This window comes from Streptomyces sp. NPDC037288, assembly GCF_055603265.1.
The window spans coordinates 218,870-244,279 of the sequence record NZ_JBVJVY010000006.1 but is presented as its reverse complement, the minus strand read 5'-3'; the positions used below and the strand labels follow the sequence as shown (position 1 = coordinate 244,279).

At 72.8% G+C, this 25,410-nt stretch carries 27 protein-coding genes, 1 pseudogene and 1 riboswitch; of the genes and pseudogenes, 16 read left to right on the top strand and 12 right to left on the bottom strand.

From position 1 onward, the window contains the following. Positions 1-16: 16 nt before the first annotated feature. From ACZ7GZ_RS10075 to ACZ7GZ_RS10065, 3 genes are all read left to right on the top strand, one after another. Positions 17-1,108, top strand: a complete 1,092-nt coding sequence (locus ACZ7GZ_RS10075) for a PucR family transcriptional regulator (RefSeq protein ID WP_471022549.1) — start codon at positions 17-19, stop codon at positions 1,106-1,108. Between the two features lie 131 nt (positions 1,109-1,239). After that, a complete protein-coding gene (locus ACZ7GZ_RS10070) occupies positions 1,240-1,707 on the top strand; it encodes a hypothetical protein (RefSeq protein WP_471022547.1) in 468 nt (155 codons plus the stop codon). Beyond that, a complete protein-coding gene (locus tag ACZ7GZ_RS10065) occupies positions 1,704-2,048 on the top strand; it encodes a transcriptional regulator (RefSeq protein WP_471022546.1) in 345 nt (114 codons plus the stop codon). The genes ACZ7GZ_RS10070 and ACZ7GZ_RS10065 overlap by 4 nt, the downstream gene beginning before the upstream one ends. 7 nt (positions 2,049-2,055) lie before the next feature. Here the strand turns inward: ACZ7GZ_RS10065 and ACZ7GZ_RS10060 are convergent, their stop codons facing one another. Beyond that, positions 2,056-3,003 carry an MIP/aquaporin family protein gene (locus ACZ7GZ_RS10060; protein ID WP_471022545.1) on the bottom strand — a complete coding sequence of 316 codons (948 nt, stop codon included), beginning with the start codon at positions 3,001-3,003 and terminating at the stop codon, positions 2,056-2,058. Between the two features lie 83 nt (positions 3,004-3,086). Beyond that, the gene (locus ACZ7GZ_RS10055; protein WP_471022543.1) at positions 3,087-3,752 is read right to left on the bottom strand and encodes an SDR family NAD(P)-dependent oxidoreductase; all 666 of its coding nucleotides are present in this window, start codon (positions 3,750-3,752) and stop codon (positions 3,087-3,089) included. A gap of 267 nt (positions 3,753-4,019) precedes the next feature. Here ACZ7GZ_RS10055 and ctaD point away from each other — a divergent pair, with 267 nt between their 5' ends. Both ctaD and ACZ7GZ_RS10045 read left to right on the top strand, forming a co-directional pair. Further along, positions 4,020-5,732, top strand: coding sequence for an aa3-type cytochrome oxidase subunit I (gene ctaD, locus ACZ7GZ_RS10050; protein WP_471022542.1), 1,713 nt, complete (start codon positions 4,020-4,022; stop codon positions 5,730-5,732). Next, a complete protein-coding gene (locus ACZ7GZ_RS10045) occupies positions 5,729-6,073 on the top strand; it encodes a cytochrome C oxidase subunit I (protein ID WP_471022541.1) in 345 nt (114 codons plus the stop codon). Before ctaD ends, ACZ7GZ_RS10045 begins: the two co-directional genes overlap by 4 nt. 157 nt (positions 6,074-6,230) lie before the next feature. Here ACZ7GZ_RS10045 and ACZ7GZ_RS10040 read toward each other — a convergent pair whose 3' ends face one another. Then, on the bottom strand, positions 6,231-6,917 hold the full coding sequence (locus ACZ7GZ_RS10040; RefSeq protein WP_471022539.1) for a DUF6445 family protein: 687 nt from the start codon (positions 6,915-6,917) through the stop codon (positions 6,231-6,233). A gap of 282 nt (positions 6,918-7,199) precedes the next feature. On the opposite strand from ACZ7GZ_RS10040, the gene ACZ7GZ_RS10035 reads away from it, so the two are divergent. Further along, positions 7,200-7,913 (top strand): DUF4142 domain-containing protein, encoded by a 714-nt coding sequence (locus ACZ7GZ_RS10035; protein ID WP_471022641.1) that lies wholly within the window; start codon positions 7,200-7,202, stop codon positions 7,911-7,913. On the opposite strand, the gene ACZ7GZ_RS10030 is transcribed toward ACZ7GZ_RS10035, so the two are convergent. Both ACZ7GZ_RS10030 and ACZ7GZ_RS10025 read right to left on the bottom strand, forming a co-directional pair. After that, complete coding sequence (locus tag ACZ7GZ_RS10030; RefSeq protein WP_471022538.1) at positions 7,910-9,568, bottom strand: glycoside hydrolase family 13 protein; 1,659 nt, start codon at positions 9,566-9,568, stop codon at positions 7,910-7,912. The genes ACZ7GZ_RS10035 and ACZ7GZ_RS10030 overlap by 4 nt on opposite strands. Positions 9,569-9,664: 96 nt before the next feature. Then, on the bottom strand, positions 9,665-10,009 hold the full coding sequence (locus ACZ7GZ_RS10025; RefSeq protein ID WP_471022536.1) for an ArsR/SmtB family transcription factor: 345 nt from the start codon (positions 10,007-10,009) through the stop codon (positions 9,665-9,667). 78 nt (positions 10,010-10,087) lie between these two features. Continuing rightward, a riboswitch (cobalamin riboswitch) is annotated at positions 10,088-10,276 on the top strand. 28 nt (positions 10,277-10,304) lie between these two features. Between ACZ7GZ_RS10025 and nicT the strand changes: the two genes are divergently transcribed. Beyond that, positions 10,305-11,387, top strand: coding sequence for a Nickel transporter NicT (gene nicT, locus ACZ7GZ_RS10020; RefSeq protein WP_471022535.1), 1,083 nt, complete (start codon positions 10,305-10,307; stop codon positions 11,385-11,387). Positions 11,388-11,573: 186 nt separating this feature from the next. On the opposite strand, the gene ACZ7GZ_RS10015 is transcribed toward nicT, so the two are convergent. Further along, positions 11,574-12,539, bottom strand: coding sequence for a nucleoside hydrolase (locus ACZ7GZ_RS10015; protein ID WP_471022533.1), 966 nt, complete (start codon positions 12,537-12,539; stop codon positions 11,574-11,576). 97 nt (positions 12,540-12,636) lie between these two features. Further along, on the bottom strand, positions 12,637-13,872 hold the full coding sequence (gene thrS, locus ACZ7GZ_RS10010) for a threonine--tRNA ligase (protein ID WP_471022532.1): 1,236 nt from the start codon (positions 13,870-13,872) through the stop codon (positions 12,637-12,639). A 305-nt stretch (positions 13,873-14,177) separates the two neighbouring features. Between thrS and ACZ7GZ_RS10005 the strand changes: the two genes are divergently transcribed. Continuing rightward, positions 14,178-14,960 (top strand): hypothetical protein, encoded by a 783-nt coding sequence (locus ACZ7GZ_RS10005; RefSeq protein ID WP_471022531.1) that lies wholly within the window; start codon positions 14,178-14,180, stop codon positions 14,958-14,960. Between the two features lie 26 nt (positions 14,961-14,986). Here the strand turns inward: ACZ7GZ_RS10005 and ACZ7GZ_RS10000 are convergent, their stop codons facing one another. Beyond that, entirely contained in the window at positions 14,987-15,736 is a 750-nt protein-coding gene (locus ACZ7GZ_RS10000; protein ID WP_471022530.1) for a L,D-transpeptidase, read from the bottom strand. After that, a complete protein-coding gene (locus ACZ7GZ_RS09995) occupies positions 15,726-16,223 on the bottom strand; it encodes a SigE family RNA polymerase sigma factor (protein ID WP_471022529.1) in 498 nt (165 codons plus the stop codon). Before ACZ7GZ_RS09995 ends, ACZ7GZ_RS10000 begins: the two co-directional genes overlap by 11 nt. 112 nt (positions 16,224-16,335) lie before the next feature. On the opposite strand from ACZ7GZ_RS09995, the gene ACZ7GZ_RS09990 reads away from it, so the two are divergent. Genes ACZ7GZ_RS09990 through ACZ7GZ_RS09970 form a run of 5 tightly spaced genes read left to right on the top strand, consistent with a single transcriptional unit; the run spans position 16,336 to position 20,033 of the window. Then, complete coding sequence (locus tag ACZ7GZ_RS09990; protein ID WP_471022528.1) at positions 16,336-16,782, top strand: sigma factor-like helix-turn-helix DNA-binding protein; 447 nt, start codon at positions 16,336-16,338, stop codon at positions 16,780-16,782. Next, the gene (locus ACZ7GZ_RS09985) at positions 16,779-17,453 is read left to right on the top strand and encodes a hypothetical protein (RefSeq protein WP_471022527.1); all 675 of its coding nucleotides are present in this window, start codon (positions 16,779-16,781) and stop codon (positions 17,451-17,453) included. Before ACZ7GZ_RS09990 ends, ACZ7GZ_RS09985 begins: the two co-directional genes overlap by 4 nt. 26 nt (positions 17,454-17,479) lie before the next feature. Then, on the top strand, positions 17,480-19,069 hold the full coding sequence (locus tag ACZ7GZ_RS09980) for a transglycosylase domain-containing protein (RefSeq protein WP_471022526.1): 1,590 nt from the start codon (positions 17,480-17,482) through the stop codon (positions 19,067-19,069). Positions 19,070-19,127: 58 nt separating this feature from the next. Next, entirely contained in the window at positions 19,128-19,481 is a 354-nt protein-coding gene (locus tag ACZ7GZ_RS09975) for a VOC family protein (RefSeq protein ID WP_471022525.1), read from the top strand. Positions 19,482-19,490: 9 nt separating this feature from the next. Then, positions 19,491-20,033, top strand: coding sequence for a GNAT family N-acetyltransferase (locus ACZ7GZ_RS09970; RefSeq protein ID WP_471022524.1), 543 nt, complete (start codon positions 19,491-19,493; stop codon positions 20,031-20,033). 14 nt (positions 20,034-20,047) lie between these two features. Here ACZ7GZ_RS09970 and ACZ7GZ_RS09965 read toward each other — a convergent pair whose 3' ends face one another. Further along, a complete protein-coding gene (locus ACZ7GZ_RS09965; protein ID WP_471022522.1) occupies positions 20,048-21,391 on the bottom strand; it encodes a helix-turn-helix domain-containing protein in 1,344 nt (447 codons plus the stop codon). Between the two features lie 112 nt (positions 21,392-21,503). Here ACZ7GZ_RS09965 and ACZ7GZ_RS09960 point away from each other — a divergent pair, with 112 nt between their 5' ends. Continuing rightward, positions 21,504-21,686 (top strand): hypothetical protein, encoded by a 183-nt coding sequence (locus tag ACZ7GZ_RS09960; protein ID WP_471022520.1) that lies wholly within the window; start codon positions 21,504-21,506, stop codon positions 21,684-21,686. A 94-nt stretch (positions 21,687-21,780) separates the two neighbouring features. Then, complete coding sequence (locus ACZ7GZ_RS09955; protein ID WP_471022519.1) at positions 21,781-23,022, top strand: amidohydrolase; 1,242 nt, start codon at positions 21,781-21,783, stop codon at positions 23,020-23,022. A gap of 35 nt (positions 23,023-23,057) precedes the next feature. On the opposite strand, the gene ACZ7GZ_RS09950 is transcribed toward ACZ7GZ_RS09955, so the two are convergent. Together ACZ7GZ_RS09950 and ACZ7GZ_RS09945 are read right to left on the bottom strand one after the other, a co-directional pair. Next, the gene (locus tag ACZ7GZ_RS09950) at positions 23,058-24,257 is read right to left on the bottom strand and encodes a hypothetical protein (protein WP_471022517.1); all 1,200 of its coding nucleotides are present in this window, start codon (positions 24,255-24,257) and stop codon (positions 23,058-23,060) included. Positions 24,258-24,426: 169 nt separating this feature from the next. Then, a pseudogene (locus tag ACZ7GZ_RS09945) lies at positions 24,427-24,638 on the bottom strand (serine/threonine-protein phosphatase); the annotation flags it as partial. A 156-nt stretch (positions 24,639-24,794) separates the two neighbouring features. Between ACZ7GZ_RS09945 and ACZ7GZ_RS09940 the strand changes: the two are divergent. After that, positions 24,795-25,277, top strand: a complete 483-nt coding sequence (locus ACZ7GZ_RS09940) for a hypothetical protein (protein WP_471022516.1) — start codon at positions 24,795-24,797, stop codon at positions 25,275-25,277. Positions 25,278-25,410 lie beyond the last annotated feature (133 nt).

Genomic DNA, 25,410 nt, shown 5'->3' with positions numbered 1-25,410 from the left:
GGGGGGCGGGGCAGGCGTGGGGGACCAGCACGACACCGGCGGCATACCGGAGCGCTATCTGGACGGTTTCTCCCGGACGCTGGCCGAGGTCGCGGTGACCGGGCGGCGGCTGACCAGGGAGGAGCTGAAGGTCCGGCGGACCCTGGGGGAGCAGGCCGCCGACGCCGGGCACGGACTACGCGCGCTGGTCGTCGCCCACCTGGCCGCCACCCGCGCCGCCTGGCCGGCCGCCCCCGGCACCGCCGACAGCGGCCTGGCCACGCTGGCCGCCGTGGAGCAGGCGATCGACGCGTTCGCCGAGGGCTACGAACGCGCCCAGCGGCTCGCCGTACGGCGCGAGGAGGCCGCGCGCCGGGAGTTCATCGACGACCTGCTCTACGGCCGCAGCGACCTGGGCCGCCTCGCCGAGCGCGCCGAGCGGTTCGGCCTGCGCCTGTCCCAGGCCCACGCGGTGGCCGTCGCCGAGGGCCCGGACGCGTACGTCGAGGGCGGTCCGGTGGCGCGCCGTGTCGAGGCCGCCGTACTCGCCCGCTTCGACTCCCGCAGCATCCTGCTCACCACCAAGAACGGCCGGTTGCTGTGTGTCGCGCCCGGCGAGGAGGACGAGATCCTCGTCCACTTCGCCAAGCAGGCGTACGCGGCGACGGACGCCGACGGCGCAGCACCGCGGATCGCCATCGGCCGTCCGCAGCACGGCGCCGGCGGGGTCGTGCAGTCGTACGAGGAGGCCCTCGCCGCGCTGGAGATGGCGGCCCGTCTGGACCTGGCCGGGCCGGTGCTGCGCGCCGCGGACCTGCTCGTCTACCCGGTGCTGGCGCGGGACCGGCAGGCCCTGGTCGACCTGGTGGAGCACACGCTCGGCCCGCTGGCCTCGGCCCGCGGCGGAGCCGTACCCCTCCTGGACACGCTCAGCGCCTACTTCGACGCCGGGTGCGTGGCCGCCGAGGCCGCCCGCCGCCTCTCCCTCAGCGTCCGCGCGCTCACCTACCGCCTGGAGCGCATCCACAAGCTCACCACCGCCGACCCGGCCGACCCGGCCCACCGCTACATGCTCCAGACAGCGGTCATCGGCGCCCGCCTCCTGGACTGGCCGAACCGGCCCCTGTGACCACCGGCTGCCCACTTCGGGGCCAGGCTGAAAGTACTTGCATTCATGGAAAGTACTGTCCATGCTTACGGGTGTGAACGAGAGGCGGCCGACCACCGCCTCTCGCCGACCCACCCGTCGAAGGGACACACATGGACACCACGGGGGACCCCATGGACGCCCGCCAGGCGCAAGACGCGCTCGCCGCCGTCTGCGCCGCACGCACCGCGGCCCGCAAGGCCGGCGAGCGCGACCGGCCGCGCGGGTACGCCGTCGGCCAGGGACTGACGTTCGCGGCCGGCTTCACCGCGCTGGGCGTGGCCGACCGCGAGCCGCGGTGGGGGATCTGGCTGGTGATCGCCGCCCTGGTGAGCCTCACCGGCTTCTTCGTGCTGATGTGGCAGGGCGCCCACCACGGCGGGGTGACACGCTGGTTCAGCCGCGACTGCGGGCCCGGCCGCCCGGCCTGGTATGCCTGGGTGGTGCCGTTCATCCCCGCGGCCATCGGCCTGCTGGCCGCGATCCCGTACGGCTGGGCCGGCTGGTCGATCGGCTTCGGCCTGGCGTCCGGCGCCGAGTACGTCCTGCGCGCGACCCGGCATCAGGCCCGCACCGCATGACCGGCCCCGCCGGCGGCGCGCCTCCCACGCTGGACCGCGAACTGCACCACCCGACCCGGCTGGCCCTCGCCGCCTACCTCTCGGCATGCGGCGAGGCGGAGTTCGCCGTCCTGCGGGACTACTGCCAGGTCTCCGACTCCACGCTGAGCAAGACCCTCTCCGCGCTGGAGAAGACCGGCTACGTCAGCATCCGCAAGGGATACCTCGGCAAGCGTCCGCGCACCTGGGCAGCGCTCACACTCACCGGCCGCAGGGCCCTCGCCCGCCATCTGGCGGCGCTGGAGGACATCGCGGCGGCGGCCCGCCAAGCGGCCACCGAGGCGGGCGGCGGCTGCGGCTGAGCCCCGGTCACTCCTCGTCGGTCTCGACCACCGGGCGGGTGCGCCCCGGCTCGGGCAGCTCGGCCAGTTCCGCCCGGACGAGCAGGACGTCGCCGATGAACAGGTCGTACACCAGGATGCCGATGACACCGCCGATCAGCGGGCCGACGATCGGGATCCACCAGTAGGCGCTGAACGAACCGGCCACGCTCCCGGGGAACGCCAGACCGTCCCAGCCCGCCGCATAGGTGAACAGGCGCGGCCCGAAGTCACGGGCGGGGTTGATGGCGTAGCCCGCGTTGGCGCCGTAGGACATGCCGATGGCGGCCACGACGAAGCCCACGACGAGCGGCCCGAGGTTGGCCTTCACGGCCTGGTTGCGCAGGTCGATGACGGCGGCGATCAGCATGAGCAGGAAGGCCGTACCGACGATCTGGTCGACCAGCGGCCCCCAGTAGCCGCCGTGGAAGTACGGGGCCGGGAACGTGGCGAAGATGGAGAAGGTGGCGTTCGTGTGCCCGTTCACCTTCGGGCCCGGCGCGGCGGCGTCGAAGGCGTGGATCGCTTGGTGGTAGACGAGGTAGACGAGCGCCGCGCCGGTGAGGGCGCCGACGATCTGCGAGAACCAGTACGGCAGGACCTTGGCCCAGGAGAATCCGCGGCGCACCGCCATGGCCAGCGTCACCGCCGGGTTCAGATGGGCGCCGCTCACGCCGCCGCCGACGTAGACGCCGAAGGTGACGGCGAGGGCCCAGCCCCAGCTGATCAGCAGCCAGTCCCCGGCCGCCAGGAAGATCGTCGTGGGGGTGGCGGCACGGCCCGAACCGGGTAGTGCGGCGACCGCCATCGCGACCACACCGCAGCCGAAGGAGATCAGCACGAAGGTTCCGAGGAACTCGGCGAGACACTCGCCCAGCAGCCCTCCTCGGGCTCGGAGCCGGGACGGCTTGATGAGCGCAGGGATTTCGACAGCCATTGGGGCCCCCTCGAAGAGAGCGATACGGCCAACATCACCATATTGGCCCACAAACCCCCACCCCGCAGGTGGACGGTGCCCCGTCAGCCGTCGAGGTCGTCGGCGAAGTGCCGGAACCCGTGCCGGTCCCGGTGCATGCCCCACAGCGTCTCCGCGAGCACGGCCGGGTCCTTGCGCGCGTGCCCCGGGGTGATCGCCCCCGGGATCACCAGCTGGGCGACGTGAATCCCCTCCCGCGCGAGCCGTTCGTGCAGCAGATGGCCGTACGCGGTCTCCGCGGCGAACGCGATGGACGTCCCGGCCCGCTCGGTGTGCGGTACGACGGCGGTCCCGCCGTTGACGAAGAGGATCGTCCCGCGCCCCAGCCGGCGCATCCCCGGCAGCACCTGCTGCACGGCCGCGACGGGCCCGTACACGGAGAACTCGACGGGCCCGACGAGATCGCGCGGCCCGGTCTCCAGCACGGGCCGCATGAAGTCCCGGTGCGGCACCGGGCTGTACTGCAGCACCTCGACGGTCCCCACCTCGCCCGCCGCCCGCTCCAGCGCCCCGGCCAGTTCCTCCGGCTTGCGCACGTCGGCGACGAACCCCCGGGCGCCGATCCCGCTCCCGCCGAGCTCCCTTGCCAGCACGTCGAGCCGCTCCCGGTCCCGGGCGAAGAGAGCGACGTCGAACCCCTCCCGCCCGAACCGTCGCGCGACAGCGGCCCCCAGCCCCGGACCGGCCCCCACGATGGCGATGCTGCTCATCAGTGTTCGCCCTTCCCGACGCATTCCATGACGCGGATGTCAAACCTGCCCGCCCGGGACCCGGAGGACGGACGAGGCGCCTGCTCGAACCCGTTCGCCGGCTCTCCTCCTGCTCTCCTTCGAGCTTGCGCCATACGTGTGCATCCGTCACACGATCGGCCGCGCGTCGGCCGCTCAGGGCGTCGAGCGCGCCACCGCGCAGCAAGGATGGCGAGTAGCCGATGTCATGACGTGCGCGGCCCGCGAGCATCAGGAGACAGACGACCAGTGAGCATCCTCAACGAACCCCATGGTGCCGCCGAGGAGGCGTACGAGAGCGAGGTGCCGGTCAGGGGCAGGCGGCCGGGCAGTGTCGTGGTGAAGTGGATGACGACCACCGACCACAAGACGATCGGCACGCTCTATCTGGCGACGTCCTTCGCGTTCTTCCTGGCCGGCGGCGTGATGGCGTTGATCATGCGTGCCGAGCTGGCCCGGCCGGGCCTGCAGATCGTCTCGAACGAGCAGTTCAACCAGCTGTTCACGATGCACGGTACGATCATGCTGCTGATGTTCGCCACGCCGCTGTTCGCGGGCTTCACCAACTGGATCATGCCGCTGCAGATCGGCGCCCCCGACGTGGCGTTCCCGCGGCTGAACATGCTCGCCTACTGGTTGTACCTGTTCGGCTCGCTCATCGCGACGGGCGGCTTCCTCACCCCGGACGGCGCGGCGGCCTTCGGCTGGTTCGCCTACACCCCGCTGACGGACGCGGTCCACTCACCCGGGATCGGCCCCGACCTGTGGATCATGGGCCTGGCCTTCTCCGGCTTCGGCACCATCCTCGGCTCGGTCAACTTCGTCACCACGATCATCTGCATGCGCGCCCCGGGCCTGACCATGTTCCGGATGCCGATCTTCGTGTGGAACGTGCTGCTGACCGCCGTCCTCGCCATCATGGTGTTCCCGGTGCTGGCCGCCGCGCTGTTCGCCCTGGAGGCGGACCGCCAGTTCGGCGCCCACGTCTTCGACCCGGCCAACGGCGGCGCCCTGCTGTGGCAGCACCTCTTCTGGTTCTTCGGCCATCCCGAGGTGTACATCATCGCCCTGCCGTTCTTCGGCATCGTCACCGAGGTCATCCCGGTGTTCTCCCGCAAGCCGATCTTCGGTTACATGGGCCTCGTCGCCGCGACCATCGCGATCGCCGGTCTGTCCGTGACGGTGTGGGCCCACCACATGTACGTCACCGGGGGCGTCCTCCTCCCCTTCTTCTCCTTCATGACCTTCCTGATCGCCGTGCCGACCGGGGTGAAGTTCTTCAACTGGATCGGCACCATGTGGCAGGGGTCCCTGTCCTTCGAGACACCGATGCTCTGGGCCGCGGGCTTCCTGGTGACGTTCCTCTTCGGCGGCCTGACCGGCGTCATCCTGGCCTCGCCGCCGATGGACTTCCACGTCTCGGACTCGTACTTCGTGGTCGCCCACTTCCACTACGTCGTCTTCGGGACGGTCGTCTTCGCCATGTTCGCCGGATTCCACTTCTGGTGGCCGAAGTGGACCGGCAAGATGCTGGACGAGCGCCTCGGCAAGATCACCTTCTGGACGCTGTTCGTCGGCTTCCACGGCACCTTCCTGGTCCAGCACTGGCTGGGTGCCGAGGGCATGCCGCGCCGGTACGCCGACTACCTGGCCAGCGACGGCTTCACCGCCCTGAACACGGTCTCCACGATCAGCTCGTTCCTCCTCGGCCTGTCGATCCTGCCGTTCCTCTACAACGTCTGGAAGACGGCCAAGTACGGCAAGCCGGTGAACGTCGACGACCCGTGGGGCTACGGCCGTTCGCTGGAGTGGGCGACGTCCTGCCCGCCACCGCGGCACAACTTCGTCACCCTGCCGCGGATCCGCAGCGAATCCCCGGCGTTCGACCTGCACCACCCCGACATCGCGATGAGCGAGCACGAGGCCCAGGCCCCGGCGAGGACCGACCGGGGCCACGGGTGAACGGTCCGCCGCGGCAGGGCTTCGACGCCGCCCTCGCCAACGAGGTGGAGGGCTACCTGCTCTGGCAGGCCCGGATCGCCGAGGCGCAGCAGCGCGCACGGGAGTTCACCGGGCCTCTGGACTGGCTGACGACCGGACAGCGCGAGGAGATCGAGCGACGCTACGTCGCCGACAGCCTGCACCGGGCCCGGACGGACCTGGAACGGATCGCGTCCCGCTGCGCGTCGCTCCGCACCGAGTACGAAGGCCGCTACCAGCACCTGCGCCGACGCTGTGTGGCCCTGACCCTGACGGTGTGCGCGGGCTGTACGGCGCTGGCGGCACTGTTGCTGGCACTGTGACGTGGGCGGGAGCGCTTCGCGCTCGACGGCGTCCGCGGTGAGTCCCCAGCGGAGTTTGGTTCCGACCCACTCCGAGATGTACCGGCACATGACGTCGACTGCCGGCGGCAGCGGTCAAGCAGAGTTCCGATGGGGGAAGGCCGTCAGGCCGTCCCCCTCACGCCATCCAGAAGAACACCGCCGTCATCCGCTTCTCCTCCAGCGTGGAGCCGTGGTAACCGGTCGCGCTGTGGACGAGGTTGGCGTTGTACAGGAGCAGGCGGTTGTACCTGTGCGGGACGCGGATGTCCTCCTCGAAGTGGTCGGACGGGACGTACCGCGTGCCGAGGGCCTCGACGAGGTTGTTGTGCGGGGCCTGGACGATGTTGCCGCCGAGCCGGCCGCCGGGGAGTGACTGTCGGTAGAAGGCGGTGCCGCAGTCTTTGGGGACGCCGGGATTCAGATACAGCACGGCGGCGTACCGGCACAGCGCCCGCGAATCCGTGTGCGGGCGGGGCTCGCTCTCGCCCTCGCCGACCACCTGGACGCAGTTGTGGTTCAGGGTGCCGCCGCCGGGCGCCTGCTGCACCCAGAGGTCCTTCGCCCCGGTGGCCTTCTTCACCAGCCTTTCGACACGGGCGAGTTCGGAGGGTTCCAGTCCGGGCATGGCGCGCAGGCCGGGCCAGGTCTCGGAGGTGTACGGGTACCCCTTGACCCAGTCGTCCTTGGTCAGGCACCGCTCCCGTACGGCGTCGATCTCGGGCAGGGCGTCGTCCAGGACCCAGTAGTCGCGGCCCTTGGTGGGCTTGCGGTAGGGGAGGACGGGGAGGGCCGCGGGCATGCGGGGCGGGGGCTGTGGGGGCATGTGGCGAATCTAGGACTGTGTTTCGGCTGCTTTCTCCCGGAGACCGGTCAACGTTTGACCAACCGTTCGTCATGTGCGCCAACACGTGGCAATCGACGTCCGGGCCTGAGCCTTCGGCAGTTTTTACCTGATCCACAGAGACGAATCGCTCCCCCGTCCGTACTGCTGTGCGTCCGAACCGCCCTGCGCCAACGCCGAGGCGGGATCCACGACCGGGCAGGAGGCACGGTGCGCTTTTCGCGGAACGCGACGGGAACCCTCTTCGTGGGCGGTGCGATGGCCATGACCCTCGTGGCCCTGGCCTACCCGAGCATGCTCGGTCTGACCACGGTCACCACCGCCCAGGACCGCGTCATCGCCAACACCCAGTGGGGACCGCTCACCGAGCAGGACCGGGACTTCGTGGTGAAGGTGCGGGCCGCCGGTCTCTGGGAGTACCCGGTGGGGCAGATAGGGCTGCAGAAGGGCACCACGCCGGGGGTCATCACGGCCAGCAAGCACCTGGTCGACGGACACGCGGCACTGGACATCACCTGCCGCAAGATCGCACCGATGCTGAACATCACGCTGCCCAACCTGGCGAGCCCCCAGCAGCAGGGCTTCGTCAGCCAGCTGAAGGCGGACAGCGGCAAGAAGTTCGACAGCGACTTCGCCAACATCCTGCGGATGACGCACGGCGCGATCTTCAACACCATCTCGAAGATCCGTTCCACCACCAAGAACTCGCTGGTGCGCGCCCTCGCCGACCAGGCCAACAACACGGTTCTGGACCACATGACGGTGATGGAGAAGACGGGCCTGGTCGACTTCGACCAGACCCTGTTCCAGCAGACGACCCCGCCGAAGCTGCCCAACTCCGACCTGACCCCGCCACCCCCGGCCGCCGGCCAGCCGGAGGTGGTCCTCACTCCGCCCCCGAACCCCACGTCCACGCCCGTCGACATCAACGGCATCGCGGGCGGCTCGGGGGCGAGCCCGAGCCCGACCGTGGGTTAGGCCAGCCAGACGGTCGTGTCGGGCGGGAGGACTGCACTCCCGTCGAGCGGCGTACTGGCCAGCAGCACCTCGCCCGGCGGCAGCGGCACCGGCTCGGCGGTGAGGTTCGTGACACAGCGCCAGGTCTCCGAGCGGGTGAAGTCCAGGACCCCGGCGGGCGCGTCCGGTGTCCAGGTCAGGGTCTCGCCCTCCAGCAGCTTGCGGCGCAGGCGCAGGGCGGTGCGGTACAGCTCCAGGGTCGAACCCTCCGCCCCCTTCTGCGCCTCGACGGCGTACGACGCGAAGGACGCCGGCTGCGGCAGCCAGGCCGCGCCGCGCCCGAAGCCGTACGACGGTCCGCTCCTGGTCCACGGCAGCGGCACCCGGCAGCCGTCGCGGCCCTTGCGGACATGCCCCGTCTGCTCCCAGATCGGATCCTGGAGGACCGACGTGGGCAGGTCGGCGACCTCCGGCAGGCCGAGTTCCTCCCCCTGGTAGAGGTAGGAGGATCCGGGCAGGGCGAGCATGAGAAGGGTCGCGGCGCAGGCCCGGCGCAGGCCCGCCCCGGTGTCGATCGCGGGCGCGGTGCCGCCGGACAGCAGCCAGGCCGCCGGGTCGGTGCCGGGCGGCAGCACCAGGCGGGAGGCGTGCCGTACGACGTCGTGGTTGGACAGCACCCAGGTGGCGGAGGCGCCGGCGGCCCGGGCGGTGGCGAGGGAGTCGGTGATGACCTGCCGGAGCTCCTCCGCGTCCCACCCGGTCTCCAGGTACTCGAAGTTGAAGGCCTGGCCGAGTTCGTCGGGGCGGGCGTACAGGGCGCGGCGGGCGCCCGGGACCCAGGCCTCGGCGACGGCGGTGCGCGGCGGGCTGTAGGCGTCGAGGATCTTGCGCCAGTCGCGGTAGATCTCGTGGACCTCGTCGCGGTCCCAGTACGGGTGGCTGCCCGGCGGGACGCGCGGCAGGGCCGTCTCGCCGGTGGCGCCGATGTCTCCGACGTCCCGCAGCGGCTCGGTGAGGTCCTTGGCGAGGCCGTGGGCGACGTCGACGCGGAAGCCGTCGACGCCCCGGTCGGACCAGAAGCGCAGGGTGGTGCGGAAGTCGGCGCGGACCTCCTCGTTGTCCCAGTTGAGGTCGGGCTGTTCGGGGGCGAAGAGGTGGAGGTACCACTCGCCGTCCGGGACGCGCTGCCAGGCGCTTCCGCCGAACACGGACTGCCAGTCGGTGGGCGGCCGTTCGCCGTGCGCGCCCCGGCCGGGCCGGAAGACGTAGCGGTCGCGGGCCGGGGAGCCGGGGGCGGAGCGCAGGGCCTGCTGGAACCAGGGGTGCTGGTGCGAGGTGTGGTTGGGGACGATGTCGACGACGACCTTCAGGCCGAGCCGGTGGGCCTCGCCGACCAGGGCGTCGAAGTCGCCCAGGGTGCCGAGGCGGGGGTCGACGTCCCGGTGGTCGGCGACGTCGTAGCCGCCGTCGGCCAGCTCCGACGGGTAGAACGGGCTCAGCCACAGGGCGTCGACACCGAGGCCGGCGAGGTGGCTCAGGCGCTGGGTGATGCCGCGCAGGTCGCCGAGGCCGTCGCCGTCCGCGTCGGCGAAGCTGCGGGGGTAGACCTGGTAGATGACGGCCTGGCGCCACCAGTCGGGGTTCTTGGAGGAGAGGTCCAAGGAGCGGTCTGCCATAGGGGCCATACGGGATCCCTTCGGGGAGGACGACAGTACAGATCTGTCCACATGACCCGGAAAGGGAACCTTCGCAAGGACGCGCGGGGGAGCGTGTCAGCAGTGGTCCAGCACCGCGCGCACCTCGGCGTCCACCACGCGGTACCGCACCACCCGCCCCTCCTTCTCCCCGGCCACGACGCCCGCCGCCCGCAGCAGCCGCAGGGCCTGGGAGACGGCGGGATCGTTCATTCCGGTGGCCACGGCCAGGTCGGAGACGGCGAGCGGGCCGGTGCGGTGCAGGGCGAGGAGCAGGGCGAGCCGGTTGGCGTCGGCCAGCAGCGAGAAGCGGCCGGCCCAGGCGCGCACCCGGTCCGCGTCACCGATGGCGGCGATCGCCTCGCACACCCGGTGACCGTCGATGGTGCGCCGGTCGGCTCGGTCGGCAGGCACGAGATGCATGGCGCCATCCTCGCAGGCGGCTCTGTGATCTTGCATACCTGCACGGGTGCGCAGCTATGCAGTGCCCGGCTCGCACCCGTACGGTGGGCGGGCCGTGGTGCTCGGGAAGTCGATGAGAACTCGACGCGGCCCTCGCCACTGTGATCGGGGAGTTCTCGTCCCGTCCGGCAGCAGCCGGGCCACTGGTCGGTCGTACGACTGGGAAGGCAGGGACGGCGGACGCACGACCCCCCAAGCCAGGAGACCGGCCACGGCACTTCGAAGTGATCCACGAGGTGCTGGAGCGTTCAACCCGATGGCCGATGCTGCTTCCTTCCGCTGGCGGCGCGAGGACACCCTGAAGACGGCGGGACTGCTGGCGGTGATCGTCGCCCTGCACGTCGTCGCCTTCGGGATCCTCTTCCTGCTGGTCGTACCCGAGCACTACAGGGTCGGTACCGACGCCTTCGGGATCGGGCTCGGCGTCACCGCCTACACCCTCGGGATGCGGCACGCGTTCGACGCCGACCACATCGCCGCGATCGACAACACCACGCGCAAGCTGATGGCCGACGGCAAGCGGCCGGTGTCGGTGGGGTTCTGGTTCGCGCTGGGGCACTCCAGCGTGGTGGTCGTCCTCGCGGTGCTGATCGCCGGCGGCACCCGGCTCGCCGGCAAGGTGATGGACGAGCACTCACGCACCCACCAGGTGCTGGGCTTCCTCGGGACGACGATCTCCGGCACGTTCCTGTACCTCATCGCGGCCCTGAACCTGGTCGCCCTGGTGGGCATCCTCAGGGTCTTCCGGGCGATGCGCGCCGGGGCGTACGACGAGCGGGAGCTCGAACAGCACCTGGACGCACGCGGTTTCATGAACCGGATCCTCGGCCGCCTCACCAAATCGATCAGCCGGCCCGGCCAGATGTTCCCGCTCGGCTTCCTGTTCGGGCTCGGCTTCGACACGGCCACCGAGGTCACGCTGATGGTGATGGCCGGTTCGGGCGCGGCGGCCGGTCTGCCCTGGTACGCGGTCCTCTGCCTGCCGCTGCTGTTCGCCGCCGGCATGAGCCTGTTCGACACCCTCGACGGCACCTTCATGAACTTCGCCTACCAGTGGGCGTTCTCCAACCCCGTCCGCAAGGTCTTCTACAACCTCGCCATCACCGGCCTGTCCATCGCGGTCGCCTTCTTCATCGGCACGATCGAGCTGGTCGGCGTCCTGCACGAGAAGTTCGGCCTGCACGACGGCGTCACGGGCTGGATCGCCGGACTCGACCTGGACAACGTCGGCTACCTCATCGTCGGCCTGTTCGTGGTGGTGTGGGCGGCGGCACTGTCCTACTGGCGCCTCGCCAAGGTGGAGGAACGCTGGACGGCGAAGCCCGCCGCCGCCGACTAGCACCACTGCGTGCCGAGGCGGGACGCCCGCCCGTGGCTCAGGTGCCGGACGGTGGCGGTCACCGTCGCCTTCCACCGCCCCGATATCGCGAGTGATCTGGCCGTCCACCGCCGCAAGTCCGGGCTGCCACCGCCGCATCCTGGTCGTCGAGGCCGACGACAATCGTCTGCCCGCGGTCCGCCTCGGCTAGCGCTCCACGGTCTGCAGGTACAGCTTGACGTACCGGTCCACGTCCACCTGCAACGCCACGTCCACCAGGGCCTGTTCGCGCCTGCCCTCGTGGATCTCGGACTCGCCGGGGCGGGGGCGGCGGTCGACGATCGTCTGGCCCCGGGCCGGGCCGGGCGCCAGGGAGACCTCGACGGGCAGGAGCCGGGTGGTGATGCCGTCCGGGTCGGCGACCGCGCACACCGCGCCCGCGTCGCCGAGGCCGCCCGCCTCCTCCGCCTCCGGGGCCTCTCCCTGCGTGGTCGGCCGGTGCGCGAGGAGTTCGCCGGCCAGCCGGGTGCCGGGGTCGCTGCTCGCGCGCAGCCGGTGGACGTCCGGGGCGTCCACCACGACCTGCATGAACACGTCCAGGCCGTACATGGTGATCGGCACGCCGGCCGTGAGCAGGATCGCCGCCGCCTCCGGGTCGTGCCAGACGTTGAACTCGGCGACCGGCGTGGCGTTCCCGACGGCCACCGCGCCGCCCATGAAGACGATCCGCTCGATGTTGCGGGTCACCTCGGGGTGGCTGCGCAGCAGCAGAGCGATGTTCGTCAGCGGTGCGGTGGGGATGAGGGTGACCGGGCGGGGGGAGGCGAGGATCTCGCGGCGCAGGAGGGCGACCGCGTCCAGGTCGGCGGGGCGGCGGGCCGGTGCGGGCAGGCCGAGGTCGCCCATGCCGTCCGAGCCGTGCACATGCCGGGCCGAGCGGGCGGGTTCGATCAGCGGGCGTTCGGCGCCCCGGCCCACCGGGATGTCCGGGGCGCCCGCCTGCTCCAGCACGGTCAGGGTGTTGCGGACCACGCCGTCGACGTCCGTGTTCCCGGCCACGCAGGTCACCGCCCGCAGGTCCAGGCCGGGGTGGCGTACGGCGAGCAGCAGGGCCAGGGCGTCGTCGACGCCGGTGTCGCAGTCGATGATCACGGGGATGGGCTGACCGGTCACAGCGGCCTCCTTCGTCGTACCGACGCTCAAACCCTAGATCAGCGCACGGCGATCAGCCCTACGGCGATCAGTCGCACAGCCGTCGGTCCACCGGCGATCAGTCCCACAGCCCGGTGCCGCGTGCGGCCACCCGGGCGGTGATCCGGGCCAGCAGCTGCGGCACCGGAAGCTCCCCGGGGCGCCGGCCGTCCCGCAGGCGTACGGCGGCCAGCCCGGCCCCGGCCTCACGGGCGCCGATCACCGCCTGGTACGGCACCAGGCGGGCCGCGCGGATCCGGGCGCCCAGGGTGCCGCCGGCGGGACCGGCGAGCTCCGCCCGCAGGCCCAGCTCCAGGGCCTGCCGTACGACCGCCGCCGCCTGTTCCTCCTGCTCCTCGGCGACCGGCAGCACCACCAGCTGGACCGGGGCCAGCCAGGCCGGGAAGGCGCCGGCGTGCGCCTCGATGAGGTGGGCGACGGCCCGCTCGACGCTGCCGATGATGCTGCGGTGCACCATCACCGGGCGGTGCTTGGCGCCGTCGGCGCCGATGTAGTGCAGGTCGAAGCGGGCCGGCTGGTGGAAGTCGATCTGCACGGTGGACAGGGTGGACTCACGGCCGGCCGGGTCGGCGATCTGCACGTCGATCTTCGGGCCGTAGAAGGCGGCCTCGCCCTCCGCCTCCTCGTACGCCACCCCGGACGCGTCCAGCACCTCCCGCAGCAGTTCGGTGGCCCGGCGCCACAGCTCGGGATCGGCGACGTACTTGCCGCCCTCACCGGGCAGCGAGAGACGGTGGCGTACGGCCTCGATGCCGAGGTCGGCGTAGGCACGGCCGATCAGCTCCAGCGCGGCACGGGCCTCCTGAACCGCCTGGTCCAGGGTGCAGAAGATGTGCGCGTCGTTGAGCTGGATGGCCCGTACGCGGGTCAGTCCGCCGAGGACACCGGAGAGTTCGGCACGGTGCATGCTGCCCAACTCGGCGATTCTGAGCGGCAGTTCGCGGTAACTGTGGGAGCGGGAGCGGTAGATCAGGGCGTGGTGGGGGCACAGGCTGGGGCGCAGCACCACTTCGTCGGACTCATCGGGTCCCAGCCGCATCGGCGGGTACATGTCGTCGCTGTAGTGGTCCCAGTGCCCGGAGATCTCGTACAGCTCCCGTTTGCCGAGCGCGGGCGAGTACACGTGCCGGTACCCGGCGCGGCGTTCGGCCTCGCGGATGTACTCCTCCAGGGTGTGCCGTACGACCGCGCCGTCGGGCAGCCAGTACGGCAGGCCGGCGCCCATCAGCGGGTCGGTGTCGAACAGGTCCAGCTCACGGCCGAGCCGGCGGTGGTCGGGCAGACGGTCGTCCATGGGGGTTCCTCCTCGCCAGGAGGGGCCAACACCCCGTGACACGCCAGAAGCCCCGGGGCGTTCGCCCCGGGGCTTCGATGCTGGTCAGGTGTCAGCGCGCCGGGACGGTATCCGGCGTCGTCGTGCTCTTCGGGCACTGCTGGGCGCGCTGCATACGCCCACCGTAGCCGCCGTGAAGCCGCAGGTCGAGGCGTTTTCGGCCGGGCACTCACCCGGACGGACCCAAGCGCTGGTGAGGCGGGCGGGGCGGTGGTGCCGTGAGAGCAGGCACCCCACCGGCCCGCAGCCCAGGAGGCACCTCTGCCATGACCGACGCGATACGCCCCCGTGGCCTCCCGCTCTGGCTCACCGTCGCCGGCCTTCTCGGCCTGGGCAGCTGCGCGGCTCTCGGTCTGAAGCACCCGGCGACCGCTCCCCAGCCCCTCCCGACGATCGACAAGCAGGCCCCGGCGCCGAAGCCGTCCGCGCGGGCCGACGGCTCCACCCTCACCGACGCGCAGGCACAGGCCGCGCTCGTCACCCAGACCGACCTCGGCGCCCCCTGGACGCCGACCGCCGGTGCGGCCACCTGGCGGGACGGGCTGCTGAAGGCGACCACCGAGGCCGGCGACTGCCAGCCGCTGCTGGACGCCCTCTACACCGACGAACTCCTCGGCGGCCCCGCCCGCGTCGCCATCGGCCTGGACGACGCCGACACCGACGCCCAGCTGCGCTACCAGATCGCCGCCCGCCGTCCCGCCGACGTCGACGCGGCGCTGCAGTGGCTCGGCACGATGCCGGCGCGGTGTGCGCGCTTCACCGCCACCACGGAACTGGGGATCCTCGAGGACGTCCAGGTCACCGACGCCCCGCTGCCGGAGGTCGGCGACGCGCGCCAGGGCCTGCACATCAGCGTCGCCGCCGTGACCCCGGACGGGCAGGAGGCCCTGCTCTCGCTGGACCTGGCCGCCGTCCGGGTCGGCGAGGACGCCTTCGCGTTCACCAACGGCGGTCTGGGCGACGTACCGAACGACGCGACCCAGGCCGTCGTCCAGGTCGGCGCGCTCCGCCTGGCGGACGTCCGCAGACAGGGGCGGGCGCAGGTCTGATCCTCGGGCCTGCCGGGGTGAGCGTCCTAGGACGGCGTCGACGCGGACGGCCCGGCCGTCGGCGTCCCCCCCGTCACCAGCACCACGGCACCCTTGTCCAGCCGGGCGTACAGCCACTTGACGTCGGCCTCGCGCAGGCCGATCCAGCCGTCGGTGGTGGGGTGGTCGCCGGGAGCCTCCGGGTCGTGGGCGAGGGCGATGGCGAAGGTGGCCTTGCGCGTGTCCGCGGAGCGCAGCTCGATCCCCCATGGGGCTGTCGGCCTCGCCGCGCCGCCACCGCTGCCGCTGCCACTGCCGTCGAGGCCGTTCCCTGCCTTCGGCGACCGCGCCTGGTACTTGCCGATGACGGTGAACCGGCCGGTGGGTGTGGGCTGTCCCGGCACGCCGGAGGAGACGGGCAGGACCCGCCCGTCGACGGTCATCGTCATCCTGCCGAGGTCGACGACGGCGTCGGCGGCCTCGGTCGCGGAGGGGGCCGGGCTCGGGCGCACGCCGGGACCGGTGGCCGGGGTGGTACGGCGGCCGGGGCCGGAGTCGTGGCCGAGGCCGGCGGTCAGGGTGACGGCGACGGCCGCCGCGGCCGCGACCCCGGCGAGCGCGACGGCCGTACGCCGGCGACGGCCGCGCCGTACGGCGAGACGGCGGATCTCCGCGCCGGGGACGGGCGGTGCGCACTGGTGCTCACCAGCCAACGTGCGCAGCGCTCCGGACAGTTCGGCGGGGCGTCCGGTACCGGTGCCGTCGAGGCCGGCGTCGTAGCCGCGGTCATCGGACACGGTCGGCCTCCCTCTCCCCCTCGCCCAGCACCCGCGCCAGTGCCGCGCGGCCGCGGGACAGGCGGGCCTTGACCGTACCCACCGGGGCCCCGGTTTCCGAGGCTACTTGCTCCACACTCAGGTCGCACAGATGGTGCAGGACGACGGCCATCCGCTGGGCCTCGGGCAGCGTGCGCAGTGCGGTGACGAGCGCGGCGTGCCCGGGATCGGGCCCGGGGACGGACTCCGGCGGCGGGGTGCGCCGTACGAGCTCCAGCCACCGCCGGGCGCGCCGCCACCGGCTGACGGCGAGTCGCATCGCGACGGTCCTGACCCACGCCTCGGGCGCCCCGTCCGCGAGGAAGTCACGCCGCCGGTCCCAGGCCCGTACGAACGCCTCCTGCACGACGTCCTGCGCCTCGCCGTGATCCCCGGTGAAGGCGTAGAGCTGTCCGGTCAGCCGGGGAAACGCGGTGGCGTAGAACGCGTCGAACTCGTCCTCGGTCATGCCACCCCCGCCATCGGTCCCCAAATTCCCCGAATCACCGTGCAACCCGGAGCGCTTCACGGTGCGTACAGGTCCCGTACGCCGCACATGGAAACACACCGTAGGGGAACCGATGACGACCAGAGCCAGCCGCCGTCCCGCCCACCGACCCGGCCGCCGGCCCGAGTTCGGCGGCTACGCCGCCGTGGCCTGGCCGCGTCTGCTGCGCACGGCCCAGCTGCTGACCGGCGAGCCGGCCCGGGCCGACGCCCTGGCGCGCGCCGCCCTCTCCGACGCGTACGCCCGCTGGCGGCGCATCCCGGGCAACGACACCGACTTCCACGTACGGCGCCTGCTGGTGCGCCGGCACCTGCGCCGCCGGCCGCGCGGCACGGGGTCCGGCCCCGAGGGCGGGCTCGCCCGCACCCTCGCCGCCCTGCCCGCCCGCCAGCGGGTGGTGCTGGTCCTGCGTCTGGGCGAGGGCCTGGGCCGGCTGGAGACCGCCGAGATGCTCGGCTGGTCGGTCGGCGCGGTGAAGTGGTACGAACGACGGGGGCTGAAAGCCCTGGGGGCAGCATGAAGCAGAGGCAACCCGGTGCGCTGCACGAGGAGTTGAGCGAGGCCTTCGCCGCCGCCCTGGACGAGGCCCCCCGCACACCCGTCCCGCTCGCGGCCATCGAGCGCGAGGGCCGGGCACGGCGCCGCCGGCGCCGGATCACGGCGCTGCTGACCTGCTGTCTGCTGGTGCTGGGCCCGCTCGGCTACGTCGGCCTGCGACTGGCGGGCAGGCCGGCGTCCGGGCCCGCGACGCCCGCAAGGACCGGGACGGCCGGGGCCGTGCGGGTGGTGGCGGCCGGCGAGCGCGTACGGCCCCTGGCCGCAACGGAGTTGTGGCTGACGAAGGACGGGGCGCACTGGTCGGCGCCGCAGGGCGGGGGCGAGTTCCTGCCGGTCGCGGGGCTCTCCTCGGGCTCGCCGGCGGTCACCCTCCGGCTGGAGGTGCTGGACGGGCGGCTGCTGCTGTCCGGCGTCCACCACGGCGGCGGACCGGCCGCCCGTGTCGAGGTGGAGGCACCGTCGGGCCGCGTCCCCGGGACCGTGCTCACGCTGGCGGGCTCCCCCGGCTGGGACGCCTGGTACGCGACCGCCCCGTTCACCGCCACCCACGACAAGCGGGTGCTGCTGGACGCCCGGGTCACGGTGTACGACGGGGCCGGCAGGGTGCTGGCGCGGGGCGGGGTGGGCTCGTGAACCGTCAGCCGGTGAAGCGTCCGTTCGTGAAGCGTCTTCTCGTGCATCTGCGCCGCCGCCGGGGCCGCTGGGCCCGGCGCGTCCTGGTGGGACTTCTCACACTGGTCCTCGCGCTCGTCGGCACGGTCTGGGTGGCGTACCTGCTCACGGCCATACCCGACCCGCACCCGGAGACGGTGAGCCAGAGCACCGTCTTCCTGGACGCGGAGGGCGAGTACCTGGGCCGGCGCGGCCCGGTGGACCGGCAGGACGTGCCCCTCTCCCAAGTGCCCCGGCACGTCCAGGACGCGGTGATCGCCGCAGAGAACCGTTCCTTCCGGACGGACTCGGGCGTCTCACCCAGCGCGGTCGTCCGCGCGGCCCTGTCCACGCTGTCCGGCGGGGAGCGTCAGGGCGGTTCGACGATCACCCAGCAGTACGTGAAGAACGCCCTGCTGAGCCCCGAGCAGTCGCTGACCCGCAAGGCCCGCGAGGCGCTGATCGCCGTCAAGCTGGACCGCACCCGCTCCAAGGACGCGATCCTGGAGGGCTACCTCAACACCGTGTACTTCGGCCGGGGCGCGGCGGGCATCGAGTCGGCGGCACGAAACTACTTCGGCGTGGACGCCAAGGGCCTCACGGTGGCGCAGGGCGCGGCGCTCGCGGCCGTCATCAACCGGCCGACGTACTACGAACGGGCTGGCTCCGACGCGCAGGTCACCGCGACGCTGCAGAAGCGCTGGCGCTGGGTCCTGGACGCGATGCGCTCCTCGGGCGGCATCACGGCCGCGCAGCGCTCCTCGGCCGCCTTCCCGGCCTTCCGCTTCTACCCGCCCGGTGACACGGACGGCCAGCGCCAGTACCTGATCGACGCGGCGGCCACCGAGGCCGCCCGCCGCCTGGGCATCTCGCAGGACCAACTGGCGCGCGGCGGCTACACGGTCCGTACGACCTTCGACCTGAGCACGCAGTACGCGGTCTCGGAGCGGGTGCGCGAGCGCGAGGGCGCCATGAACCCGCCGAAGGGCACCCGGCTGCACGCGGCCGTGGTCGCCATGGTCCCCGGCGACGGCGCGGTCCGCGTCCTGTACGGCGGCACGGACTACGCCCACCAGCCCTTCAACGACGCCCTGTCCGGCGCGGTGGAGGCCGGTACGGCACTGCGGCCGTTCACCGGCATCCGGCTCGGCGCCCCGCTGACCGGGCTCCCGGGCACCGCGGCCCCGACGCCGCTGGCCGTGGCCTCGGTGTACGCGACGGCGGCGGCGGAGGGCACGTACGCGACGCCGTACACGGTGGCCCGGATCACCCGGGGCGGCCACACGCTCTACACGGCCCGCCCGGACCGGCACCGGGTCATGGACCCCGGCACGGCCGCGACCACGGCGAAGTACGCCACCGTGAGCCCCCTGCCGGTGTTCACCGGCGGCGCGGGCACGGGCCCCGGCACCCGGACCCTGTGGCAGTCGGCGTACACCACCCGGCTCGCTCTGACCACCGCCCTGTTCGCCGAGCACCCGGCCACCGGAGGGCACCCGGCCACACCGGCTCATCTCCCGGCCGCGGCCGGGGATCTGGCGGCAGGCGTCCGGTCGGACGTCTTCGCCACCGCGGCGGCGAGCCCGGCACGGGGGTGAGCGGTGGCCCGCTCTTTATACGAGTGTGTTTTCGAAACCCTGGGCCTAGGCTTGGCTGATGGCCTTGGAATGGGAACAGGTAATCGTCCACTCGGCGGATCCGGTGGCCTTGGGGCAGTGGTGGGCCGAGGCTCTTGGGTGGGTCGTGGTCCACTCCTCCGACGAGGAGTTCGAGATCCGCCCGGCGCCGGATCGCCTGCCGGGGCTGGATTTCGTCCGGCTTGACGAGAGCAAGAAGGCCAAGAGCCGACTGCATCTCGACTTCAGGCCTGATGACCAGGACGCCGAGGTGGCCCGGCTGGTGGCTCATGGCGCACAGCGTGTCGACATCGGCCAGGGCGACCAGTCGTGGGTCGTGTTGGCCGACCCCGAAGGCAACGAGTTCTGTGTCCTCGGCCAGCGGCGTCAGTAGGAAACTCACATGCTCATAGGCGGCAAGGTCGGGCTCAGGGCCCGGCACGAGGAAGACATCCCGGTCCTGCGGGCCGAGCTCTACGACGACGTGGTCAACTCCTCACGGGCCGAAGGCGGGCCGTGGCGGCCGATCACGCCCGGCTCGAACGATCCGCGGCTCGTGGTGGACGACAAGAACCAGGGAAGCGTCCAGTTCTCCGTGGTGGAGCTGGAGGGCGGCACGCTGGTCGGCACGGCGACGCTGTGGGGCATCGACAACCACAACCGGTCCGCGCACATCGGGCTCGGCCTGCTGCCGTCCTCCCGCGGCAAGGGCTACGGCACCGACGTGGTCGCGGTGCTGTGCCACTACGGTTTCGTCGTGCGCGGCCTGCAGCGGCTGCAGATCGAGACGCTGTCGGACAATGCCGCGATGCTGCGCTCCGCCGAGCGCAACGGCTTCGTCCGCGAGGGCGTGCTGCGCTCCTCGGCCTGGGTGATGGGCGAGTTCCTGGACGAGGTGCTGCTCGGGCTCCTCGTCCAGGACTGGAAGCGGGACTCGAAGGTCTAGGTCGCCGTCCGCCCTCACAGCGGTGGCTGTGCCGGAGCCGGGCCCAGGGTCGTCGTGCCCGGGGCCGTGCGGTGGCCCAGGCCCGTGCGGTAGGCGTCGAGGGCGGCCTCGACACGGCCTGTGCGGCGGAGCAGGTCACCGAGGAGGCGGCACAGGTCGGCCAGGTCGCCGGCGGCGCCCGCGCGTTCCAGGAGGCTGAGCGCGCGGACGTAGTGCTCCTCGGCGGCCTCGGTGTCCCGGGCGTCCTCGGCGATGATGCCGAGCAGGCGGTGGGCCGCGGCGGCGTGCACCGCACCGCGTTCGGAGGAGAAGTCACCGAGGACGCCCCGCAGGAGGCCGGCGGCCTCGGCGGACTTGCCGCGGCGGTGCAGGACGTCGGCCAGTTCGACGGCGGCCTGGCTGCGGTAGAGAGCGGCCCGGCTCTGCGCGAGCATGGCGTGCGCTTGGCGCAACTCCGCTTCCGCCCGCTTCAGTTCGCCGTTCTGGGCGCAGACGTAACCGCGCATCCAGTGGCAGTTGGCCAGCTCGGTGCGCAGCTGCAGCTGGCGGTAGAGCTCGGCGGCCTTGGCGAGGGAGGCGTCGGCCTCGGCGACCCGGCCCTCGGCGATCAGGGTGCGCGCCACCGAGCGGTGCATCCGGGCGATCAGCGCGGGGTCGGCGGCCCGCGGGGCGAGCGCGAGGGCGAACTCGGCGGCCTGGGCGGCGCGGGCGTGCGCGCCCATGTCCATGTACGGGCCGATGACACTCGCGTACAGGAGCAGCAGGGCGTCGGGATCATGCAGTCCGCCCCGGTTCAGTTCGTCGAGGGCGGACTCCAGGAGGTAGACGGCGTACCGGAGTTCACCGGCGAGGTAGTGCGCGACCGCGCGACCGCGGACGGCCGGTACGCGCACCGGGAGGGACTGGTCCGCGAGGTGCCCCTCGGCACGTTCGAAGAACTCCCGCGCCTTCGCCAACTCGCCCGTCTCCAGCGCGCATTCGCCGAGTCCCAGCAGCGCGGCGGCCTGCTCGCCGCCCAGCCCGTGGGTCTCCGCCTCCGCGCGCAGCGCCGTGTACTGGACGGCGGCCTCCTCGGCCCTGCCGTCCGCGAGGACCCGCTGCGCCCCGGTGAGCCGCAGGCGCAGGTCCGTGGCGAGGTGGGCGGGCCGGCCGACGGCCAGCTCCTCGAAGGCCACCCCCAGCCGGCCGGCGATGTGCCGCAGCGCCTCGTCGGAGGCCCGCGCCCGGCCCGCCTCCAGCGTCGAGATGTAGGCGGGCGTGTAGGCGGGCTCCGCCAGCTGCCGCTGGGTCAGCCCGCGCTCCGTGCGCAGCTGCTGCACGCGCCGCCCGATGACCGCAGGATCATCCCGTTCCCGCATCGCCTGTGCCCCCCAACTCGCGTGTGTCGTCTTGCCGTTAGGCTGCGGCACCCCTAGGTTAAACGGCGAATTAAAGCTGCTTAATACGCCGCTGTCGTGTTGCGAGGTCGCCGTGATCGGACGTACATCCGCACCCTTCGAACGGCCCGCCACACGGTATGCCAGAGGCGTCGCCGCGGCGGTGGTCGCCGTGACGACCCTCGTCCTCGCGGCGAACGCGGGCCCGGCCCGGGCAGCGGCACCGTCGGTTCCGGCCGCGCACGCCACGGCGTCGGCGGCGATGTCCCCCCACTGACGGGGCACGGGATCGGCTGGGCCGGCCACAGGGGACGGGCGGGGGCGCCGGCCGATCCGGGGACAACGACGCGGAACCGACCTACGCTGCGGCCATGACCTCTGCCGCCGCCCGCACCGCTCTCGACCTCACCTCCGACCTGCCGGCAGCGCGGCTGGAGGACTTCTACCGGGACCTGCACCGCAACCCCGAACTGTCCCTGCGCGAACACCGCACCGCCGGGAAGCTCGCCGAGCGGCTGGAGCGGGCCGGGTTCGACACCACCCAGGGCGTCGGCGGCACCGGCGTCGTGGGCCGGCTGCGCAACGGCGACGGCCCGACCGTGCTGCTGCGGGCCGACATGGACGCGCTGCCGGTCACGGAGGAGACCGGGCTGGCGTACGCCTCGACGGCGGACGGTGTGATGCACGCCTGCGGACACGATCTGCACGTCACCTGGCTGGCCGGGGCCGCGGCGGCACTGGCGGCCGGCCGGGACACCTGGAACGGCACGCTGCTGCTCGTCGGCCAGCCCGCCGAGGAGAGCGGGCAGGGGGCGGCCCGGATGGTCGCGGACGGGCTGTACGAACGGTTCGGCCGGCCGGACGTGCTCCTCGGGCAGCATGCCGCGCCCGGCCCGGCGGGCCTGTACCCGCACGCACCCGGCCTCATCATGTCGGCGGCGACGGACGTGGACATCGTCGTGCACGGCCGGGGCGGGCACGGCTCGCGGCCCGAGTCGACCGTCGACCCGGTGGTGACCGCCGCCTACCTGGTCACCCGGCTCCAGACGGTCGTCTCCCGGGAGCTGGCCGCCCGCGAACCGGCCGTGCTCACGGTGGGCCGCATCGAGGCGGGCACCCGGCACAACATCATCCCCACCGAGGCCCGCATCTCGCTGAACCTGCGCACGCAGTCACACGAGGTGCGCACCCGGATGCTGGCCGCGATCCGGCGCATCGCGCACGGTGAGTGCCTGGCCGCCGGCTGCCCGCGCGAGCCGGAGGTGACCGTCGGCAACACCTTCCCGGTGACCGTGAACGACGCGGCCACCGACGCCGCCGTGGCCGCCGTGCACGGGGAGGTCTTCGGCGCGGGCACGGTGTTCGACCCGGGCCCGGCGATGGGCAGCGAGGACTTCCCCGAGCTGGCGCTCGGCTCGATCCCGTACTCGTACTGGTTCGTCACCACCACCCCCGCCGAGGTCTGGGAGCAGGCCCCCGGTGACACGCCGCCGGAGAAGTTCGCGGCCGTGCCGAGCAACCACAGCCCGCACTTCGCACCCGACCTGTGCACGATCGCCCCCGGCGTCCGCACCCTCGTCTCCGGCGCCCTGGCCATGCTGTCTGCGGCATGAGCGCGTGCCGCGGTGGCGTGGCCGTGATGGCGGGGCTACGGAGCCGCCTGTAGCTGGCGCAGGTGCCGCTGGACGTTCTCCAGCGCGCCGCTTCGGCGGCCCGGCACGCTCTGCCTCAACTCCGCGAGCGCGGGGCCGAGTTCCCGGGCCGGTGCCGTGTCCGTGATCCGCCCCCACTGGTGGTGGGCCCGGTCCACGGCGGCCTCCACGGCAGGCGAGTCCACCGCCTGCCCCGCGCCCAGCCGGGTCCGGGCGACCGCCAGCCAGGCCCGGCAACTGCGCACCGCGTCCCCCGCGAACATCGCGAGGTCGGCGCGGACTTCGGCCCAGTGCAGAGCCTCGTCGGAGGCAGGCCCGTGGTCGCGCACGGCGAACTGCTCATGCCGGGCGGCGAGCACCTCGGCATCGGCGTGCCGCCCGGCCCGAACGGCGGCACTGATGAGGGCGTGGGGGTCTTGCCCGGTGCCGATGACAGCATCCAGGGCCTGCCCGGTGCCGATGACGGTGTGGGGGTTCCGCTCGGCACCGGGCGGGGTGGCGGGGTGGCCTCCGCGCCGGCCGAGGCGGGTGGACGGGTGGGCGACCGGAGGTCTGGGGGCCCAGCCCCCGGCAACGGCGAGCACCAGCCCCCGGCCGGCAGCGGACTCACCGACCCGAGCCAGCGCCTGCTCGTGCAACTGACCCAGCGGCGGCCGGTAACCGCTCCTCAGCAAGGTGGCGACCGCCTTCATGTACGCCGGCTCCCCCACCCCCCGCCGCCCGCCCACCGCCACCACACGACCGTAGACAGCGCTGTTGGGCCCGCAGTCCAACCCGCGCTCGGTGACGTACCGCCAGGCCTCGTCGTCCGCGTGCAGGTCCACCACAAGCCCCGTGTCCGCAGCGGAGCGCAACCGCAGCTCCTCCCGGATCCAGTGCCACGGCAGCCCCGTGTAGCGGACGGTGGCCGCGGTGGTGCGCGCCAGCGCCAGATGCGGCAGCCGCTGCCGGCGGTCCAGCTGCAGCTGGCCGGCGATGTACACGGTCAGCGGACCGGGCGCGGCGGCGGCGGCGCGCAGCCGGGTGAGGACGGCCTGCGGTTCGAGCGGGTCGGCGAGTTCCACCACGTTGGCGGTGTCGGTCCCGGACAGCACGGCGGGCGCCACGGCGGCCAGCACCGGCAGCACACCGGCCGCGTCCACCAGGCGCCCCCGGCCCACCGGCGAGGCCGCGAGCAGCAACACGGTTCCGGGCATCGGTCCTCCCCCTGTCGGCCCTGATCGGCTCTCCAGCCAGCACGGTAACCGCTGCTGCTGCAAACCCGCGCCTCAGGACCGCAAACGTCCCGGTTCGCCGTGCTCGTCGGCGGCCAACGGCACCCGGTGCACGGGCGGCAGGCCCGACAGCAGGCCGCCGAGGCCGAGTGTGCGGGCCGGGCCGGATGTCGTAGAAGTCCCCGCCGACCCGGGCGTCGGCGTCGGCGGCCGGGTACACCCGGGCGTGGTCGAGGCCCGCCGGCGCGGCGGCAGCGGGCGCGGCCCGATACGCCGGGTGTTCCCGGCGATGTCCTGGATGTGCAGGGTCTGCTTCTCCTTGCGCACGCGCACGGCGCAGGCCACCGTGGCCAGCAGTCGCCCAGGGCGACCAGGACCCTGTTTCCCGGTGTCCCAACAGTGAGACACGGGAGAGAACCGGCCGTATCCGGGCGCCCGTCACTCCCCCGGCCGACTTGCCAGGCCCTGCCCCCAGGTGTGCTCTGGAAGGCGGGGGCAAGGAGAGAGAGGAGTGCTCCCATGGCTCAAGCGGCACCCGCGCCCGGCGGCACGCCCCGTCCCGGCGTCAGGCCGGAGATCGGCGCCCGGACGCCCGAGGGGCGCGCCCGTCCGCCCGACGTCTTCGACACGCGCACCCATCGCATCGCCCATATCGCCGTCCCGGTCGTGCTGGGCCTCGTCTACGGCTACTGGGTCGCGGCCGACGCCCGCCAGGGCGGTGACATCACGGGAGGGAACCTGCTGCTCGGATGGGTCAGCGCGCTGGTGTTCGCGGTGGTGTGCATCGCCCTGCTGAAGCTGGCCCCGCGGATGCCGCGGGAGGTGCACGCGCTGCTGTGGACGGCGTGCACCGGTATCGCGTTCGGCTTCCTCTACATCCAGACGGGCCACTCGGTCTGGCGGACCGTAGTGATGTCGCTGATCGTCGCCGGATGCACCTTCGCCACGTTCTTCTACCGCTATTACACGCGTGAGGACGCGTTCGGGCACCGCGTCCGCTGAACACGCGGAGCCGACCGCGGCGGTGGGGGGGGGGGGGGAGGGAGGGGGGGGGGGGGGGGGGGGGGCCCCCCCCCCCCCCCCCCCCCCCCCCCCCCCCCCGCCCGATCTCTCAGCGAAAGAGAAAGAAAAAGTG

What these genes read in the sequence shown, in the direction of transcription:
- ACZ7GZ_RS10070 (WP_471022547.1), top strand. Translation starts at nt 1,240, where the DNA reads ATGGACACCACGGGGGACCCCATGGACGCCCGCCAGGCGCAAGACGCG.
- ACZ7GZ_RS10065 (WP_471022546.1), top strand. Translation starts at nt 1,704, where the DNA reads ATGACCGGCCCCGCCGGCGGCGCGCCTCCCACGCTGGACCGCGAACTG.
- ACZ7GZ_RS10060 (WP_471022545.1), bottom strand. Translation starts at nt 3,003, where the DNA reads ATGGCTGTCGAAATCCCTGCGCTCATCAAGCCGTCCCGGCTCCGAGCC.
- ACZ7GZ_RS10055 (WP_471022543.1), bottom strand. Translation starts at nt 3,752, where the DNA reads ATGAGCAGCATCGCCATCGTGGGGGCCGGTCCGGGGCTGGGGGCCGCT.
- ACZ7GZ_RS10040 (WP_471022539.1), bottom strand. Translation starts at nt 6,917, where the DNA reads ATGCCCCCACAGCCCCCGCCCCGCATGCCCGCGGCCCTCCCCGTCCTC.
- ACZ7GZ_RS10035 (WP_471022641.1), top strand. Translation starts at nt 7,200, where the DNA reads ATGACCCTCGTGGCCCTGGCCTACCCGAGCATGCTCGGTCTGACCACG.
- ACZ7GZ_RS10030 (WP_471022538.1), bottom strand. Translation starts at nt 9,568, where the DNA reads ATGGCAGACCGCTCCTTGGACCTCTCCTCCAAGAACCCCGACTGGTGG.
- ACZ7GZ_RS10025 (WP_471022536.1), bottom strand. Translation starts at nt 10,009, where the DNA reads ATGCATCTCGTGCCTGCCGACCGAGCCGACCGGCGCACCATCGACGGT.
- nicT (WP_471022535.1), top strand. Translation starts at nt 10,305, where the DNA reads ATGGCCGATGCTGCTTCCTTCCGCTGGCGGCGCGAGGACACCCTGAAG.
- thrS (WP_471022532.1), bottom strand. Translation starts at nt 13,872, where the DNA reads ATGGACGACCGTCTGCCCGACCACCGCCGGCTCGGCCGTGAGCTGGAC.
- ACZ7GZ_RS10005 (WP_471022531.1), top strand. Translation starts at nt 14,178, where the DNA reads ATGACCGACGCGATACGCCCCCGTGGCCTCCCGCTCTGGCTCACCGTC.
- ACZ7GZ_RS09995 (WP_471022529.1), bottom strand. Translation starts at nt 16,223, where the DNA reads ATGACCGAGGACGAGTTCGACGCGTTCTACGCCACCGCGTTTCCCCGG.
- ACZ7GZ_RS09990 (WP_471022528.1), top strand. Translation starts at nt 16,336, where the DNA reads ATGACGACCAGAGCCAGCCGCCGTCCCGCCCACCGACCCGGCCGCCGG.
- ACZ7GZ_RS09985 (WP_471022527.1), top strand. Translation starts at nt 16,779, where the DNA reads ATGAAGCAGAGGCAACCCGGTGCGCTGCACGAGGAGTTGAGCGAGGCC.
- ACZ7GZ_RS09975 (WP_471022525.1), top strand. Translation starts at nt 19,128, where the DNA reads ATGGCCTTGGAATGGGAACAGGTAATCGTCCACTCGGCGGATCCGGTG.
- ACZ7GZ_RS09970 (WP_471022524.1), top strand. Translation starts at nt 19,491, where the DNA reads ATGCTCATAGGCGGCAAGGTCGGGCTCAGGGCCCGGCACGAGGAAGAC.
- ACZ7GZ_RS09965 (WP_471022522.1), bottom strand. Translation starts at nt 21,391, where the DNA reads ATGCGGGAACGGGATGATCCTGCGGTCATCGGGCGGCGCGTGCAGCAG.
- ACZ7GZ_RS09955 (WP_471022519.1), top strand. Translation starts at nt 21,781, where the DNA reads ATGACCTCTGCCGCCGCCCGCACCGCTCTCGACCTCACCTCCGACCTG.
- ACZ7GZ_RS09950 (WP_471022517.1), bottom strand. Translation starts at nt 24,257, where the DNA reads ATGCCCGGAACCGTGTTGCTGCTCGCGGCCTCGCCGGTGGGCCGGGGG.
- ACZ7GZ_RS09940 (WP_471022516.1), top strand. Translation starts at nt 24,795, where the DNA reads ATGGCTCAAGCGGCACCCGCGCCCGGCGGCACGCCCCGTCCCGGCGTC.